Source organism: Streptomyces sp. NPDC056480 (assembly GCF_042795405.1).
Classification (GTDB): domain Bacteria; phylum Actinomycetota; class Actinomycetes; order Streptomycetales; family Streptomycetaceae; genus Streptomyces.
The window spans coordinates 1-14,850 of the sequence record NZ_JBHTSA010000030.1; the positions used below are offsets into that span (position 1 = coordinate 1).

At 72.8% G+C, this 14,850-nt stretch carries 13 protein-coding genes; 11 read left to right on the plus strand and 2 right to left on the minus strand.

Annotated elements, in window-relative coordinates; genetic code table 11:
- Positions 1–27: 27 nt before the first annotated feature.
- The 6 genes from ACFQ79_RS15860 to ACFQ79_RS15885 all read left to right on the plus strand — a co-directional run bounded on the left by ACFQ79_RS15860 (position 28) and on the right by ACFQ79_RS15885 (position 6,995).
- Positions 28–1,026, plus strand: a complete 999-nt coding sequence (locus tag ACFQ79_RS15860; protein ID WP_383583623.1) for an ABC transporter permease — start codon at positions 28–30, stop codon at positions 1,024–1,026.
- Positions 1,023–2,126: an ABC transporter ATP-binding protein gene (locus tag ACFQ79_RS15865; RefSeq protein WP_383583487.1), complete on the plus strand. Its 1,104-nt coding sequence runs from the start codon at positions 1,023–1,025 to the stop codon at positions 2,124–2,126. The genes ACFQ79_RS15860 and ACFQ79_RS15865 overlap by 4 nt, the downstream gene beginning before the upstream one ends.
- Positions 2,127–2,134: 8 nt before the next feature.
- On the plus strand, positions 2,135–3,208 hold the full coding sequence (locus tag ACFQ79_RS15870) for an ABC transporter ATP-binding protein (protein WP_383583626.1): 1,074 nt from the start codon (positions 2,135–2,137) through the stop codon (positions 3,206–3,208).
- A gap of 646 nt (positions 3,209–3,854) precedes the next feature.
- Positions 3,855–4,532, plus strand: coding sequence for a trimeric intracellular cation channel family protein (locus ACFQ79_RS15875; RefSeq protein ID WP_231071552.1), 678 nt, complete (start codon positions 3,855–3,857; stop codon positions 4,530–4,532).
- A 23-nt stretch (positions 4,533–4,555) separates the two neighbouring features.
- Positions 4,556–5,446 carry a thioesterase family protein gene (locus ACFQ79_RS15880; protein WP_383583489.1) on the plus strand — a complete coding sequence of 297 codons (891 nt, stop codon included), beginning with the start codon at positions 4,556–4,558 and terminating at the stop codon, positions 5,444–5,446.
- Positions 5,447–5,831: 385 nt separating this feature from the next.
- Positions 5,832–6,995 carry a cysteine desulfurase family protein gene (locus ACFQ79_RS15885; protein ID WP_383583492.1) on the plus strand — a complete coding sequence of 388 codons (1,164 nt, stop codon included), beginning with the start codon at positions 5,832–5,834 and terminating at the stop codon, positions 6,993–6,995.
- A 127-nt stretch (positions 6,996–7,122) separates the two neighbouring features.
- On the opposite strand, the gene ACFQ79_RS15890 is transcribed toward ACFQ79_RS15885, so the two are convergent.
- A complete protein-coding gene (locus ACFQ79_RS15890; RefSeq protein ID WP_383583628.1) occupies positions 7,123–7,818 on the minus strand; it encodes an N-acetylmuramoyl-L-alanine amidase in 696 nt (231 codons plus the stop codon).
- A gap of 61 nt (positions 7,819–7,879) precedes the next feature.
- Between ACFQ79_RS15890 and mnmA the strand changes: the two genes are divergently transcribed.
- Entirely contained in the window at positions 7,880–9,052 is a 1,173-nt protein-coding gene (mnmA, locus tag ACFQ79_RS15895; protein WP_383583495.1) for a tRNA 2-thiouridine(34) synthase MnmA, read from the plus strand.
- Between the two features lie 112 nt (positions 9,053–9,164).
- On the opposite strand, the gene ACFQ79_RS15900 is transcribed toward mnmA, so the two are convergent.
- The gene (locus tag ACFQ79_RS15900; RefSeq protein WP_383583498.1) at positions 9,165–9,953 is read right to left on the minus strand and encodes an alpha/beta fold hydrolase; all 789 of its coding nucleotides are present in this window, start codon (positions 9,951–9,953) and stop codon (positions 9,165–9,167) included.
- 97 nt (positions 9,954–10,050) lie between these two features.
- Here ACFQ79_RS15900 and ACFQ79_RS15905 point away from each other — a divergent pair, with 97 nt between their 5' ends.
- From ACFQ79_RS15905 to ligA, 4 genes are read left to right on the plus strand one after another with little or no spacing between them, the layout of a single operon-like run.
- Positions 10,051–10,590, plus strand: a complete 540-nt coding sequence (locus tag ACFQ79_RS15905; protein WP_383583501.1) for a TIGR00730 family Rossman fold protein — start codon at positions 10,051–10,053, stop codon at positions 10,588–10,590.
- Positions 10,591–10,597: 7 nt separating this feature from the next.
- The gene (locus tag ACFQ79_RS15910) at positions 10,598–11,296 is read left to right on the plus strand and encodes an SDR family oxidoreductase (protein WP_073912672.1); all 699 of its coding nucleotides are present in this window, start codon (positions 10,598–10,600) and stop codon (positions 11,294–11,296) included.
- A 2-nt stretch (positions 11,297–11,298) separates the two neighbouring features.
- Positions 11,299–12,315, plus strand: a complete 1,017-nt coding sequence (locus tag ACFQ79_RS15915) for a methionine synthase (RefSeq protein WP_266969535.1) — start codon at positions 11,299–11,301, stop codon at positions 12,313–12,315.
- 32 nt (positions 12,316–12,347) lie between these two features.
- On the plus strand, positions 12,348–14,528 hold the full coding sequence (gene ligA, locus ACFQ79_RS15920; protein ID WP_383583506.1) for an NAD-dependent DNA ligase LigA: 2,181 nt from the start codon (positions 12,348–12,350) through the stop codon (positions 14,526–14,528).
- Positions 14,529–14,850 lie beyond the last annotated feature (322 nt).

The following is a 14,850-nucleotide window of genomic DNA, read 5'->3' on the forward strand; positions in this document are numbered from 1 at the left end:
TCCCCCGGCCGCCGACCGGCCGACCGCATGCTTGCATACATAGTCCGGCGACTCTTCGCGGTCGTCGTGATGCTGCTCGTCGTCACGCTCGTGACGCTCAGCATCTTCTTCCTCATACCCAAGCTGACCGGCAGCGACCCTGCCGCGATGTTCGTCGGCAAGCAGGCGGATCCCGCATCCATCGAGGCCGTCCGGCAGAAGCTGGGCCTGGACGAGCCGATCCTGGTGCAGTTCTGGCACTTCGTCTCCGGCATCTTCGTCGGTCGCGACTACACCGGTGGCGGCGACACCATCCACTGCGCGGCGCCCTGCTTCGGCTACTCGTTCCGCACCGAGCAGGACGTCTGGTCGATGCTGGTCGACGCCTTCCCCGTCACCCTCTCCATGGTCATCGGCGCCGCCGTGCTGTGGCTGATCCTGGGTGTCTCCACGGGCGTCGTCTCCGCGCTCAAGCGGGGCACGATCATCGACCGCGCGGCCATGATCACCGCGCTCGCCGGCGTCTCGCTGCCCATCTTCTTCACCGCCATGCTGGCGATGCTGGTCTTCCGTACCCAACTGGGCTGGCTCAACGCCTCGTACGTACCGATCACCGAGTCCGTCGGCGGCTGGTTCGGCGGCCTGCTGCTGCCCTGGGTGACCCTCGCCTTCCTGTACGCGGCCATGTACGCGCGGCTCACCCGCGCGACCATGCTGGAGGTCCTCGGCGAGGACTACATCCGCACCGCGCGGGCCAAGGGCCTCCCGGAGTCCGTCGTGCTCGGCAAGCACGCCATGCGCTCCACCATGACCCCCATCCTGACCATCTTCGGCATGGACCTCGGCGCCCTCGTCGGCGGCGCGATCCTGACCGAGACCGCGTTCAGCCTCCACGGCCTCGGCGGACTCGCCATCAAGGGCGTCAGCGAGCGCGACCTGCCGCTGATCCTGGCCGTCACGCTGATCACCGCGGCGTGCGTCGTCATCGCCAACCTCGTCGTGGACCTGCTGTACGCCGTGATCGACCCCCGAGTGAGGCTCGCATGACGGACAAGCTGACGAAGACCGGCGCGGCGGTGGGAGAACCCGTCGCCACCGGGTCCGCCCCCTCCGACGCCTTCCTCGACGTGCGCGACCTGAAGATCCACTTCCCGACCGACGACGGTCTGGTCAAGTCGGTCGACGGTCTCAGCTTCCAGCTGGAGAAGGGCAAGACCCTCGGCATCGTGGGCGAGTCCGGCTCCGGCAAGTCGGTCACCTCGCTCGGCATCATGGGCCTGCACACCGTCGGCCAGTACGGCCGGCAGAAGGCGAAGATCTCGGGCGAGATCTGGCTCAACGGCCGCGAGCTGCTCTCCGCCGATCCGGACGAGGTCCGCAGGATGCGCGGCCGCGACATGGCGATGATCTTCCAGGACCCGCTCTCCGCGATGCACCCGTACTACACGGTCGGCAACCAGATCGTGGAGGCGTACCGCGTCCACCACGACGTCGACAAGAAGACGGCGCGCAAGCGGGCCGTCGAACTCCTCGACCGGGTCGGCATCCCCGAGCCGGCCAAGCGGTTCGACAACTACCCGCACGAGTTCTCCGGCGGCATGCGCCAGCGCGCGATGATCGCCATGGCGCTCGTCAACAACCCCGCGCTGCTCATCGCCGACGAGCCGACCACCGCGCTCGACGTCACCGTGCAGGCTCAGATCCTGGACCTGATGCGGGACCTCCAGAAGGAGTTCGGCTCCGCGGTCGTCATCATCACCCACGACCTCGGCGTCGTCGCCGAGCTCGCCGACGACATCCTCGTGATGTACGGCGGGCGCTGCGTCGAGCGCGGACCGGCCGAGTCCGTCTTCTACGAGCCGCAGCACCCCTACACCTGGGGCCTGCTCGGCTCGATGCCGAGGATCGACCGCGAGCAGACCGAGCGGCTCATCCCGGTGAAGGGCAACCCGCCCAGCCTCATCAACATCCCGAGCGGCTGCGCCTTCAACCCCCGCTGCCCGTACGCGGACGTCCCCAAGGGCGGCATCACGCGCACCGTGCGACCGGAGCTCGCGCCGGCCGGGGACCGCCACTTCTCGGCCTGCCACATGCCGCAGGAGGAGCGGACCCGTATCTGGACCGAAGAGATTGCGCCGAAACTGTGAGCGAGACCATGGAACCCCTCCTCAAGGTCACCGGCCTGAAGAAGCACTTCCCCATCAAGAAGGGGCTTCTCCAGCGCCAGACCGGCGCGGTCAAGGCGGTCGACGGGATCGACTTCGAGGTCCTGCCCGGTGAGACCCTCGGCGTCGTCGGCGAGTCCGGCTGCGGCAAGTCGACGATGGGCCGTCTGATCACCCGGCTCCTCGAACCGACCGGCGGTACGGTCGAGTTCCAGGGCAAGGACATCTCGCACCTCGGCGTCTCGGGCATGCGCCCGTTCCGCCGGGACATCCAGATGATCTTCCAGGACCCGTACGGCTCGCTGAACCCGCGCCACACGGTCGGCACGATCGTCTCGGCCCCCTTCAAGCTCCAGGGCGTGGAGCCCGAGGGCGGCGTGAAGAAGGAGGTCCAGCGCCTGCTCGGCCTGGTCGGCCTCAACCCGGAGCACTACAACCGCTACCCGCACGAGTTCTCCGGCGGCCAGCGCCAGCGCATCGGCATCGCCCGCGCGCTCGCCCTGAAGCCGAAGCTCGTGGTGGCGGACGAGCCGGTCTCGGCCCTGGACGTCTCCATCCAGGCCCAGGTGGTCAACCTCCTGGACGACCTCCAGCAGGAGCTCGGCCTCACGTACGTGATCATCGCGCACGACCTGTCGGTCATCCGGCACGTCTCGGACCGCATCGCGGTGATGTACCTGGGCAAGATCGTGGAACTCGCGGACCGCAAGTCCCTCTACGAGAACCCGATGCACCCGTACACCCGCGCCCTCATGTCGGCGGTCCCGATCCCGGACCCCCGCCGCCGTGGTGCGAAGAGCGACCGCATCCTCCTGACGGGCGACGTCCCGTCCCCGATCGCCCCGCCGCCGGGTTGCCGCTTCAACACCCGTTGCTGGAAGGCCACGGACGTCTGCCGCACGGCGGAACCCCCGCTGGTCGAACTCCGCCCGGGCCAGCGCGTGGCCTGCCACCACCCGGAGAACGCGGAGTCCCTGACGATCCCGGGAGCGAGGGAGTCGGTGGAGATCAAGCAGCCGCCACCGGCGAAGCCGTCCACCGAGGACGACGCACCGAAGGCATGACACAGGGGAGGCCCCCGGTCCCGAAAGACGACCGGGGGCCTCCGCACACCCGGAACAACCCCACGCACCCCGGCTCCCACCTCCACCCCCGTGCCCGCGCAGGCCAGGGGCCCCGGGCCTGGCGGCCCTGGGCCTTGGGCCTTGGCCCGCCGGACCGGCTCCCGCCCCGCGGGCGGGCACGCCCGGCGGGCCGGTGGTGCCGGGGGTGCGGGGGCGGAGCCCCCGGTCCCGTCAGGGTTTCGGGGAGGGGCGGGGTGGGGGAATCTCCCCCGCCCCGGGCCTCGGCCTCGGCCCCCTGGGCCGGCCCGGCCCGGCCCCGCCGGATGCGCACATCCGCCGGTCCGGCGTGCCGGGGGTTCGGGGCGGAGCCCCCGTCCCGTCAGGGTCCCTGGCCCCCGGCCTCGGCCCCGGCCCCCGACGCCGTCGGCCTCGGGTCCGCCCTGGACCCTCGCCCCGTCGGGGTTCGGGGGCGTTGCCCCCGGTCCCGTCAGGGTTTCGGGAAGGGGCGGGGTGGGGGAGTCTCCCCGCCCCACCCGGGGCCGGTCGCGCACCCCGCACCCCACGCGGAATCCAGGGGGCCCGGGGGCGAAGCCCCCGGACGGGGAGCCCCCGCGGCCCCCGCGGGAACTACCGGCACAATTGGTCGGTGCTCCACGACCTGTTCACCCCCTCCGTCCAACACGCCCTCGACCTCGTCGGCATCTTCGTCTTCGCCATCTCCGGCGCCCTCCTCGCCGTCCGCAAGAACTTCGACGTCTTCGGCATCGCCGTCCTCGCCGAGGTCACCGCCCTCGGCGGCGGTCTCTTCCGCGACCTGATCATCGGCGCCGTACCGCCCGCCGCCTTCACCGATCTCGGCTACTTCCTGATGCCCCTGATCGCCGCGGGTCTCGTCTTCTTCCTCCACCCGGAGGTCGAGCGCACCCAGACCGCCGTCAACGTCTTCGACGCCGCGGGCCTCGGCCTCTTCTGCGTGACCGGTACGACGAAGGCGTACGACTACGGCCTCGGTCTCACCTCCTCCGCCGCGCTGGGTCTCGCGACGGCCGTCGGCGGCGGCGTCCTGCGTGACGTGCTCGCCAACGAGGTGCCGTCGCTGCTGCGCTGGGACCGGGACCTGTACGCCGTCCCCGCGATCGTCGGGGCCGCGATGGTCGTGCTCTGCATCCGTTTCGACATGCTCAACGGCTGGACCAGCGGCGCCGCCGTCCTCACCGCCTTCCTGCTCCGTCTGCTCGCGATGCGCTACCACTGGCGCGCGCCCCGCGCCTGGAACCGGCGGTCGTCCGCACGTGAGGAACCGGAAAAAGCTACCGCTCAGTAGCTTCCTGGGGTACCGTCGGAAACATGAGCACGAGCATCGAGACCCCCGTCGCGACGAGCGAGCGCGGACGCGAGGGCGAGCGCGACGACGAGCGCGCGTACGAGTTCGACCGCGACACCGCCGTCACCCTCCGGGAGCCCGGCGTCTACGACGCCGACCTCTCCGCGGGCTGGACGATCATCCACGCGGTCAACGGCGGCTACCTCCTCGCTCTGCTCGGTCGCGCCCTCGGCGACCACCTCCCGCACCCCGACCCGTTCACGATCTCGGCGCACTACCTCACACCGTCCGTGCCGGGCCCCGCGGTGATCAGGACGGAGACCGTCCGCACCGGCCGTACGCTCTCCACCGGCCAGGCCTCCCTCTTCCAGTACGCGGAGGACGGCACCGAGGTCGAGCGCATCCGGGTCCTCGCCTCGTACGGCGACCTCGACACGCTCCCCGACGACGTCCGCACCACCGCGACGCCCCCGGCGATGGCCGCCATCGAGAACTGCTTCTCCGCCGCCGACGGCCCGGCCCCGGCGATCCCCGGCTCCTCGGCGATCGCCGACCGGCTCGACCTCCGCCTCGACCCGGCCTGCGTCGGCTGGGCGATCGGCGCGCCGTCCGGCAAGGGCGAGATGCGCGCGTGGTTCGGCCTCGCGGACGGCCGCGAGCCGGACGCGCTGTCCCTGCTCCTGACGGTCGACGCGCTGCCGCCGACCTCCTTCGAGCTGGGCCTGAAGGGCTGGACCCCGACCGTCGAGCTCACCACCCACGTCCGCTGCCGCCCGGCCCCCGGCCCGCTGCGGGTCTCCATCACCACCCGCAACCTCGCCGGCGGCTTCCTGGAGGAGGACGCGGAGGTCTGGGACAGCGCCGACCGTCTGGTCGCGCAGTCCCGGCAGCTGGCCCGCGCGCCGCGCGCCTGACGCGGTTCCGGCTCAGACCCCGAGCCGGAACGCGCCGACAGGCGACGACAGGGCCCGTACGCCCCGGGGCCCGCACACCCCGGGAGCGCGTACGGCCCGGAGCGCGTACGGCCCGGTCCCGATCCCGGTCCCACCAGGGACCGATCGGCTCCGGGGCGGTCCCGGACGTGGCCCGTCGGCCATGTCCGGGACCCGAGGACGCCCCGCGCCCCAGCGGTCCCGAGCCCCGGTCCCGAGCCCGGGTCCCGAGCCGCCGCCCGCCCGGCGAAGGCCCGGCGAGGGCCCGGCGAGGGCACGGCCACGGACCCCGGCAGCCGCCGCGCCCGGCGGCGTAAACCGGCCACCCGCCAGGGCCGGGGGCACGGGCTCGTAGAATCGACCCACCATGGCTTACCTCGACCACGCCGCGACCACGCCCATGCTGCCCGAGGCGATCGAGGCGATGACCGCCCAGCTCGCCGTCACGGGCAACGCCTCCTCCCTGCACGCCGCCGGACGGCGGGCCCGGCGGACCGTCGAGGAAGGGCGCGAGACGCTCGCCGCCGCGCTCGGCGCGCGGCCGAGCGAGGTCGTCTTCACCTCCGGCGGCACCGAGGCCGACAACCTCGCCGTGAAGGGCCTCTACTGGGCCCGCCGCGACGCCGACCCCCGCCGCACCCGCGTCCTCGCCAGCCCGGTGGAGCACCACGCCGTGCTCGACGCCGTCGACTGGCTCGCCGCCCACGAGGGCGCGGAGGTCGAGTACCTGCCCGTCGACCGGTACGGCCGGGTGCACCCCGAGGCCCTGCGCGAGGCCATCGCCCGCGACCCCGACTCCGTCGCCCTCGCGACCGTCATGTGGGCGAACAACGAGATCGGTACCGTCATGCCGGTCCGTGAACTGGCCGACGTGGCAGCCGAGTTCGGCGTACCGCTGCATGCCGACGCCGTCCAGGCCGTCGGTCAGATCGAGGTCGACTTCGCCGCCTCGGGACTCGCCGCGATGACCGTCTCCGGCCACAAGATCGGCGGCCCCTACGGCATCGGCGCCCTGCTCCTGGGCCGCGAGCACACCCCCGTACCCGTCCTGCACGGCGGCGGCCAGGAGCGGCACGTCCGCTCCGGCACCCTCGACGTGCCGGCCGTCGCCGCCTTCGCGGTCGCCGCCCGGCTCGCCGCCGAGCGGCGCGAGGAGTTCGCCCGGGAGGTCGGCGCGCTGCGCGACGAGCTCGTGGCCGAGGTCCGGGCGCTCGTCCCCGACGTGATCCTCGGTGGCGACCCCGTCGAGCGGCTCCCCGCCAACGCCCACTTCACCTTCCCCGGCTGCGAGGGCGACTCCCTGCTCCTGCTGCTCGACGCGGCCGGGATCGCCTGCTCCACCGGCTCCGCCTGCACCGCCGGCATCGCCCAGCCGAGCCACGTCCTCCTCGCCACCGGCACCGATCCGGACCTGGCCCGGGGCACCCTGCGCTTCTCGCTCGGCCACACCTCCACGAAGGAGGACGTCGCGGCGGTCGCGGACGCGATCGGCCCCGCCGTGGAACGGGCCAGGACCGCGGGCCTCAGCTGACCCGCGCCGGAGGCCCGCACACGAGCCCGGACCGGGCCCGAGGCCCGCACACGAGCCCTGACCCGCCCGAGGCCCGCACACGACCCCTGACCCGCCCGCGCCCCGCGCGCGACCGCGTCGAAGGTGCTCAGGCGCGCGTCTTCGACGCCTCGCGCACCAGCTTCAGATAGCGGTCCCAGTCCCAGTGCGGACCGGGGTCGGTGTGGTCGGTGCCCTCGACCTCGACGTGCCCGATGATGTGCTCCCGGTCCACGGGTATCCCGTACCTGGCGCATATGTCGGCCGTCAGCCGCGCCGACCCCGCGTACATCGCCGCCGTGAAGTCCTGCGGGCGGTCGACGAAGCCCTCGTGCTCGATGCCGATGCTCCGCTCGTTCATGTCGCGGCTCCCCGCGTGGAACGCGACGTCGAGCTCCCTGATCATCTGCGCCACGTGCCCGTCCTTGCGGACCACGTAGTGCGCGGCGGCCCCGTGCCCGGGGTCCTTGAAGACCTTCAGGGCGGTCGCGTAACTGCCCTGGACGACATGGATCACGACCCGGTCGATCCGGTAGTCGTCCGGCCGGTCGGCCCGCCGCCAGTTCGCCCGGGACGCCGAGGTCCACTCGGCGGCCCGGTGGTCGAGCTCACCCTCGACCCGCTTCCTCTCCATCCCCGGCAGCCGCCACCAGGCGCGCGCCAGCTCCTCCCGGGCCAGCGCCGCCGTCCCCAGGACGGCGACCCCGCCGCCGAGCAGCACCGCGCGCCGCCCCACCCGTCTGCCGGAGGCGCCGGCCTTTCCCGAACCGCCGCCCCTGCCCGCACCACTCGCCTTGCTCCCCATGCCACCGAGAACGCTCACTACCGCGACTGTGGTTCCCGGCGCCCCGTACCCTGGTAGGGCTATGACTCAGACTCCGCCCCCGCGCCCCCAGACCGGTCCTCTCCGGGTCCTCGCCGCCATGTCCGGCGGAGTGGACTCCGCCGTCGCCGCCGCCCGCGCCGCCGAGGCCGGCCACGACGTCACCGGCGTGCACCTCGCCCTCTCCGCGAACCCGCAGTCCTTCCGTACCGGAGCGCGCGGGTGCTGCACGATCGAGGACTCCCGCGACGCCCGCCGGGCGGCCGACGTCATCGGCATCCCGTTCTACGTGTGGGACCTCGCCGAGCGCTTCCGCGAGGACGTCGTGGACGACTTCGTCGCGGAGTACGAGGCCGGCCGCACGCCCAACCCGTGCCTGCGCTGCAACGAGAAGATCAAGTTCGCCGCGCTGCTCGACAAGGCGCTCGCCCTCGGCTTCGACGCGGTCTGCACCGGCCACTACGCGACGGTCGTCCTGAACGAGGACGGAACCCGCGAGCTGCACCGCGCCTCCGACATGGCGAAGGACCAGTCGTACGTGCTCGGCGTGCTCGACGAGAAGCAGCTCGCGCACGCGATGTTCCCGCTGGGCGACACGCTCACCACCAAGGACGAGATCCGGGCGGAGGCCGAGCGGCGCGGGCTCGCGGTCGCGAAGAAGCCCGACAGCCACGACATCTGCTTCATCGCCGACGGCGACACCCAGGGCTTCCTCGCCTCCCGCCTGGGCAAGGCGGAGGGCGACATCGTCGACGAGGCCGGTACGAAGGTCGGCAGCCACGAGGGCGCGTACGGCTTCACCATCGGCCAGCGCAAGGGCCTGCGGATCGGCCACCCGGCCGCCGACGGCAAGCCGCGCTACGTCCTGGACATCTCGCCGGTGAACAACACGGTGACGGTGGGCCCCGTCGAGGCCCTGGACGTCACGGCCCTGACCGCGATCAAGCCCCGCTGGTGCGGCACGGCTCCGGAGGGCGAGGGCCGCTACACGGCCCAGCTCCGCGCCCACGGCGGCGAGACCGAGGTGACGGCGTCCCTGACGGACGGCGAGCTCGCGGTCGCCTTCGACGAGCCGGTCCGCGGCGTGGCGCCGGGGCAGGCGATCGTGCTGTACGACGGCACGCGCGTGGTCGGCTCGGCCACGATCGCGATGACGACCCGCCGCACGACGGCGACGGCACCGGCGACGACGGCCGCACCGGCGGCGACGGCGTAGGCCCACGCCCGGCCCGGGGCCAACCCTTCGGTCCGGGGCCAACCCTTCGGTCCGGGGCCAACCCGTCGGTCCGGGGCCGTGGCCCGATCAGGGGCGGTCGCGTCGGACCGTCCTAGGCCGCCTCCACGGGCTCCCGCTCGTCGCCGAGGAACTCCTCCAGGACCGGGGCGAGGACGTGCGGGGCCACGTCGTACGTCTGCCCCGTCAACGTGCGGTGCCGGCCCCGGGGGAGAGCCTCCGTCAGGGCGCGGGCCGCCTGCCGGACGCCCACCGGGCTCACGCCCCCGTCGACCACCAGCACGCGCGCGTGGACCCGGGCGAGCATCCGCTCCGGCACCGTCCCGTCGCCGAGGACGGCGACGTCGTACGCCAGCGTGTGCGCCAGCTCCGCCATCCCGGGCCGCAGCCCCGCGGGCACCGTCGACTCCGCCAGGAACAGTTCGAGCGCCTCCGCCTCCCGCCCCCCGTCGAGCAGCACGGCCACCTGCCGCCGCCGCTCGGCGGCCGCCGCCGAGTACGGCGGCTCGAACACCGACACCGACTCGGCCGGCAGCCCCGCGGCCGCCGCGGCGAGGACCAGCGCGCCCCCCGTGCCCATCCCGTGCAGCGCCGCACCCGGTCCCGCCTCCCCGACCACCGCGGCCAGGTCCTCGATCTCCCGCTCCACCGCGTACGGCCCGGTGTCGCCGCTCCCGCCGCGGCCCCTCCGGTCGTAGGCCACGACCGAGAAGCGCCGGGCCAGTAACCCGCCCAGCGCCCGCTCGCCCGCGGCCGTCCCCAGCGCGCCGCTCACCAGGACCAGCGGCGGCCCCTCCCCGTACCGCTCGTACGCGATCGGCGTCCCGTCCCGCGACGTGACCCGTCCCCGGACCCTGCTCAGCGTGGTGCTCACCTCGTCCATGGCAGGTGAGACCCGACCCGTCACCGGAACTCATCGCCGCACGCCGGGATTTCTCGGAGAAAGTCGGAAGCCGCTGGTCAGGGCCTACGGTGGGGCCATGAACATCTGTGTCTTCCTCTCCGCGGCCGACCTCGACGAGCGCTACACGGCCCCCGCCCGCGACTTCGCGCGGCTCCTCGGCAAGGCCGGCCACACCCTGGTCTGGGGCGGCTCCGACACCGGTCTGATGAAGGTCGTCGCCGACGGCGTCCAGGAGGCCGGCGGCCGGCTCGTGGGCGTCTCCGTCGACTTCCTCGCCCACAAGGCCCGCCCGAACGCCGACGAGATGGTCGTCGCCGGGGACCTGGCCGAGCGCAAGGCGCTCCTCCTCGCCAAGTCCGACGCCGTCGTCGTCATGGTCGGCGGCACCGGCACCCTCGACGAGGCCACCGAGATCCTGGAGCTGAAGAAGCACGGCAAGCACACCAAGCCGGTCGTCCTGCTCAACACGGCGGGCTTCTACGACGGACTGAAGGCCCAGTTCCGCCGGATGGAGGAGGAGGGCTTCCTGCCGATCCCCCTCGCCGACCTCGTCCTCTTCGCCGACGACGCCCAGACGGCCCTCACCCACCTGGAGGAGAACATCGCCGCCCGCTGATGCGAGCATGGTGACCATGGCTACACATGTGATCACCGGAGCCGGTTCCGGCATCGGCGCGGCCGTCGCGCGCCGCCTCCACGCGCGCGGGGACGACCTCGTGCTCCACGCGCGCGACGCGGGGCGGGCCAAGGAGCTCGCCGCGCAGTTCCCCGGCGCCCGGACGCTCGTCGGGGACCTCGCCGACCCGGACCGGCTCTCCTGGGCGTTCTCGCACCAGACGATGCCGGAGCGGGTGGACAGCCTGCTGCACATCGCCGGCGTCGTCGACCTCGGCCCGATCGGGGACCTCACCCCCAAGACCTGGCACCACCAGCTCAACGTCAACCTCGTCGCCCCCGCCGAGCTGACCCGGCACCTCCTGCCCCAGCTGCGCGTCTCCCAGGGCCACGTCGTCTTCGTCAACTCGGGAGCCGGGCTCGCCGCGCACGCCGAGTGGGGTGCGTACGCCGCCTCCAAGCACGGACTCAAGGCCCTCGCCGACTCCCTGCGCCACGAGGAGCACGGCAACGGCGTGCGGGTGACCTCGGTCTACCCGGGCCGTACCGCGAGCCCCATGCAGGCCAAGGTCCACTCCCAGGAGGGCAAGGAGTACGACCCGTCGAGGTGGATCGACCCCGAGTCGGTCGCGACGGCGATCCTCACCGCCGTCGACCTGCCGCGCGACGCGGAGATCAACGACCTCACCGTTCGTCCGGGACGCTAGACATGAGCGAGACGCAGGCCGAGGACGACCGTGTGCTCTGGGGGCCCGCCACCGGCGTCGGCTCCATGCCGGGCGGCGACGCCCGGGAGACCGCGAAGACCGTCACGGGGTCCTTCGAGGACTTCCCGTTCCTCGCGGAGCTGCCCGCCCGCGGTCCCGGCGCCGACATGATCGGCCGGACCATCGGGATGCTCGTCGACCTCTACGCGCACGTGGAGCCGAGCGGCTGGCGGATCAGCGACCGGCCCGGCCGCGACACCAAGCGCGCCCGGTCCTGGATGGGCGAGGACCTGGACGCCCTGGAGGAGTTCACCCAGGGGTACGAGGGACCGCTCAAGGTGCAGGCCGTGGGCCCCTGGACGCTCGCCGCGGCCCTGGAGCTGCGCGGCGGCGAGGCCGCACTCGGGGACGCCGGCGCCTGCCGCGACCTTGTCGGCTCGCTCGCGGAGGGCCTCCACGAGCACCTCGCGGACCTGCGCAAGCGGATCCCGGGCGCCCGGGTCGTCCTCCAGCTCGACGAGCCCTCGCTCACCGCCGTCCTGCGCGGCCACGTCCGCACCGCCAGCGGCTACCGCACCTACCGTGCCGTCGACCGGCAGGTCGTGGAGAGCGCCCTGCGCGAGGTGATCGCCGTCCACGACGGTCCGGTGGTCGTCCACTCCTGCGCCCCGGACGTTCCGTTCGCGCTCCTCCGGCGGGCCGGCGCCTCGGGCGTCTCGTTCGACTTCTCGCTGCTCACGGAGCGTGACGAGGACACGATCGGCGAGGCCGTGGAGGCCGGTACCAGGCTCTTCGCCGGTGTGGTGGCGTCCACCGACGGCCCATTGTCCGACCCGGGCGGTAGCGTCATGGGTGTCAGGACGCTGTGGCGCAGGCTGGGGCTGAATCCGGGGACTCTCGCGGAGTCCGTGGTCATCACTCCCACGTGCGGGCTCGCGGGCGCTTCGCCCGCCTACGCCCGTGCGGCGCTCGCCCACTGCGCCCGGGCGGCGAGATCGCTCGCGGACAACCCAGAGTGACCGGGTTTCGAGGCACGGGAGGACGGACGAAGGTGGCAGTCGAACAGGGGGCCCTGCCCGCCGAGGCACGGGAGAAGCACGCCGAACTGGCCGAGCAGGTCGAGGAGCACCGCTTCCGGTACTACGTGAAGGACCAGCCGGTCATCAGCGACGGCGACTTCGACCGGCTCCTGCGCGCCCTGGAGGCGCTGGAGGAGGAGTACCCGGAGCTGCGGACGCCGGACTCGCCGACGCAGAAGGTCGCGGGGCAGTACGAGACCGAGTTCACCTCCGTCGAGCACCGCGAGCGGATGCTCTCCCTGGACAACGCCTTCGACGACGAGGAGCTGGCCACCTGGGCCGAGCGGGTCGCGCGGGACGTCGGCACCCCCGACTTCCACTACCTGTGCGAGCTCAAGGTCGACGGCCTCGCGGTCAACCTCACGTACGAGCACGGGCGGCTGACCCGGGCCGCCACCCGCGGCGACGGCCGCACGGGCGAGGACATCACGCCCAACGTGCGGACGATCGCCGACATCCCGGAGCGGCTGCACGGGGACCGGATCCCGGACCTCGTGGAGATCCGCGGCGAGGTCTACTTCCCGATGGAGGCCTTCGAGGGGCTCAACGCCCGCCTGGTGGAGGCCGGCGACAAGCCCTTCGCCAACCCGAGGAACGCGGCGGCGGGCTCGCTCCGCCAGAAGGACCCCAAGGTCACCGCCTCCCGGCCGCTCCACATGGTCGTCCACGGCATCGGCGCCCGCCAGGGCTTCGACATCGACCGCCTCTCCCACGCGTACGAGCTGCTGCGCGAGTGGGGCCTGCCCACCGCCCGGCACAACAAGGTGGTCGGCTCGCTCGGCGAGGTGCGGGAGTTCATCGCGTACTTCGGGGAGAACCGTCACTCCGTGGAGCACGAGATCGACGGCGTCGTCGTCAAACTCGACGAGATCCCGCTCCAGGGCCGGCTCGGCTCCACGGCGCGCGCCCCGCGCTGGGCCATCGCCTGGAAGTACGCGCCGGAGGAGGTCAACACCAAGCTGATCGACATCAAGGTCGGCGTCGGCAGGACCGGGCGCGTCACCCCGTACGCGCAGGTGGAGCCGGTGACCGTGGCCGGCTCCGAGGTCGAGTTCGCCACCCTCCACAACCAGGAGGTCGTGAAGGCCAAGGGCGTGCTGATCGGCGACACCGTCGTGCTGCGCAAGGCCGGCGACGTCATCCCGGAGATCCTCGGGCCGGTCGCCGACCTGCGGGACGGCAGCGAGCGGGAGTTCGTGATGCCCGCCGGGTGCCCCGAGTGCGGGACGCCGCTGAAGGCGATGAAGGAGGGCGACATCGACCTCCGCTGCCCGAACGCCCGGACCTGCCCGGCGCAGCTGCGCGAGCGTCTGTTCTTCCTCGCCGGGCGCCAGTGCCTGGACATCGAGAACTTCGGCGCGGTGGCCGCGGCGGCGCTCACCCGCCCCCTGGAGCCCTCCGAGCCCCCGCTGGTGGACGAGGGCGACCTCTTCGACCTCACCATCGAGCAGCTGCTGCCGATCAAGGCGTACGTCCTCGACCCGGACAGCGGACTGCCCCGGCGGGACCCGAAGACCGGCGAGGAGAAGATCGTCACGGTCTTCGCCAACCAGAAGGGCGAGCCGAAGAAGAACGCCCTGGCGATGCTGGAGAACATCGCGGCCGCGAAGACGCGCCCGCTGGCCCGCTTCATCAACGGCCTCTCCATCCGGCACGTGGGGCCGGTCGCGGCCGAGGCGCTGGCCCGTGAGTTCCGCTCGCTGGAGCGGATCGAGCAGGCGAGCGAGGAGGAGCTGGCGGCCGTCGACGGGGTCGGCGGGATCATCGCGACCGCGGTGAAGCAGTGGTTCTCCGAGGAGTGGCACCGCGAGATCGTGCGCAAGTGGCGCGCGGCCGGGGTCGCTCTGGAGGACGAGGGCGCCGGCGAGGATGTCGGCCCGCGTCCGCTGGAGGGCCTCACGGTCGTGGTGACCGGGACCCTGGAGAAGTTCACCAGGGATGGCGCAAAAGAGTCCCTCCAGAGCCTCGGTGCGAAGGTGACCGGTTCCGTTTCGAAGAAGACCGCCTTCGTCGTCGTCGGTGAAAACCCTGGTTCGAAGTACGACAAGGCGATGCAGCTGAAGGTTCCGGTTCTGGACGAGGACGGCTTCGCGATCCTGCTCGAACAAGGGCCCGACGCCGCTCGGGAGGCCGCGGTCCCCGTCGCGGAGTAGTCACTCGCGGCCCGCCCGTACCCCTCCCTCACCCTCCCGACGACCGTGCGACGGTCACCCGTTCGGCGCATACCAGATCGTTACGGGTGGCCTGGTCGCATTCGGGCAAGAGAGGGAGAGCGCTGCCCGTCGACGCCCTCGGCGGCCTAGTGTGGTGACCGTGCGCCCAGTCCTGCACAACCGCGCGAGGGCTCTGCCGGTCGTGGCGTCAGGACAACGGCCCCGTGGCACGACGTACGACCGGCAGTGCCCTCGGTCGTCCGACGCACGACGGACGGCCGGACGACGGACGGCCGCCTGACCGCGGCCCAGCGCACACCGA

Excerpts from the sequence above, each read along its gene's own strand:
- ACFQ79_RS15860 (WP_383583623.1), top strand. The coding sequence starts at position 28 with ATGCTTGCATACATAGTCCGGCGACTCTTCGCGGTCGTCGTGATGCTG.
- ACFQ79_RS15865 (WP_383583487.1), top strand. The coding sequence starts at position 1,023 with ATGACGGACAAGCTGACGAAGACCGGCGCGGCGGTGGGAGAACCCGTC.
- ACFQ79_RS15870 (WP_383583626.1), top strand. The coding sequence starts at position 2,135 with ATGGAACCCCTCCTCAAGGTCACCGGCCTGAAGAAGCACTTCCCCATC.
- ACFQ79_RS15880 (WP_383583489.1), top strand. The coding sequence starts at position 4,556 with ATGAGCACGAGCATCGAGACCCCCGTCGCGACGAGCGAGCGCGGACGC.
- ACFQ79_RS15885 (WP_383583492.1), top strand. The coding sequence starts at position 5,832 with ATGGCTTACCTCGACCACGCCGCGACCACGCCCATGCTGCCCGAGGCG.
- ACFQ79_RS15890 (WP_383583628.1), bottom strand. The coding sequence starts at position 7,818 with ATGGGGAGCAAGGCGAGTGGTGCGGGCAGGGGCGGCGGTTCGGGAAAG.
- mnmA (WP_383583495.1), top strand. The coding sequence starts at position 7,880 with ATGACTCAGACTCCGCCCCCGCGCCCCCAGACCGGTCCTCTCCGGGTC.
- ACFQ79_RS15900 (WP_383583498.1), bottom strand. The coding sequence starts at position 9,953 with ATGGACGAGGTGAGCACCACGCTGAGCAGGGTCCGGGGACGGGTCACG.
- ACFQ79_RS15905 (WP_383583501.1), top strand. The coding sequence starts at position 10,051 with ATGAACATCTGTGTCTTCCTCTCCGCGGCCGACCTCGACGAGCGCTAC.
- ACFQ79_RS15910 (WP_073912672.1), top strand. The coding sequence starts at position 10,598 with ATGGTGACCATGGCTACACATGTGATCACCGGAGCCGGTTCCGGCATC.
- ACFQ79_RS15915 (WP_266969535.1), top strand. The coding sequence starts at position 11,299 with ATGAGCGAGACGCAGGCCGAGGACGACCGTGTGCTCTGGGGGCCCGCC.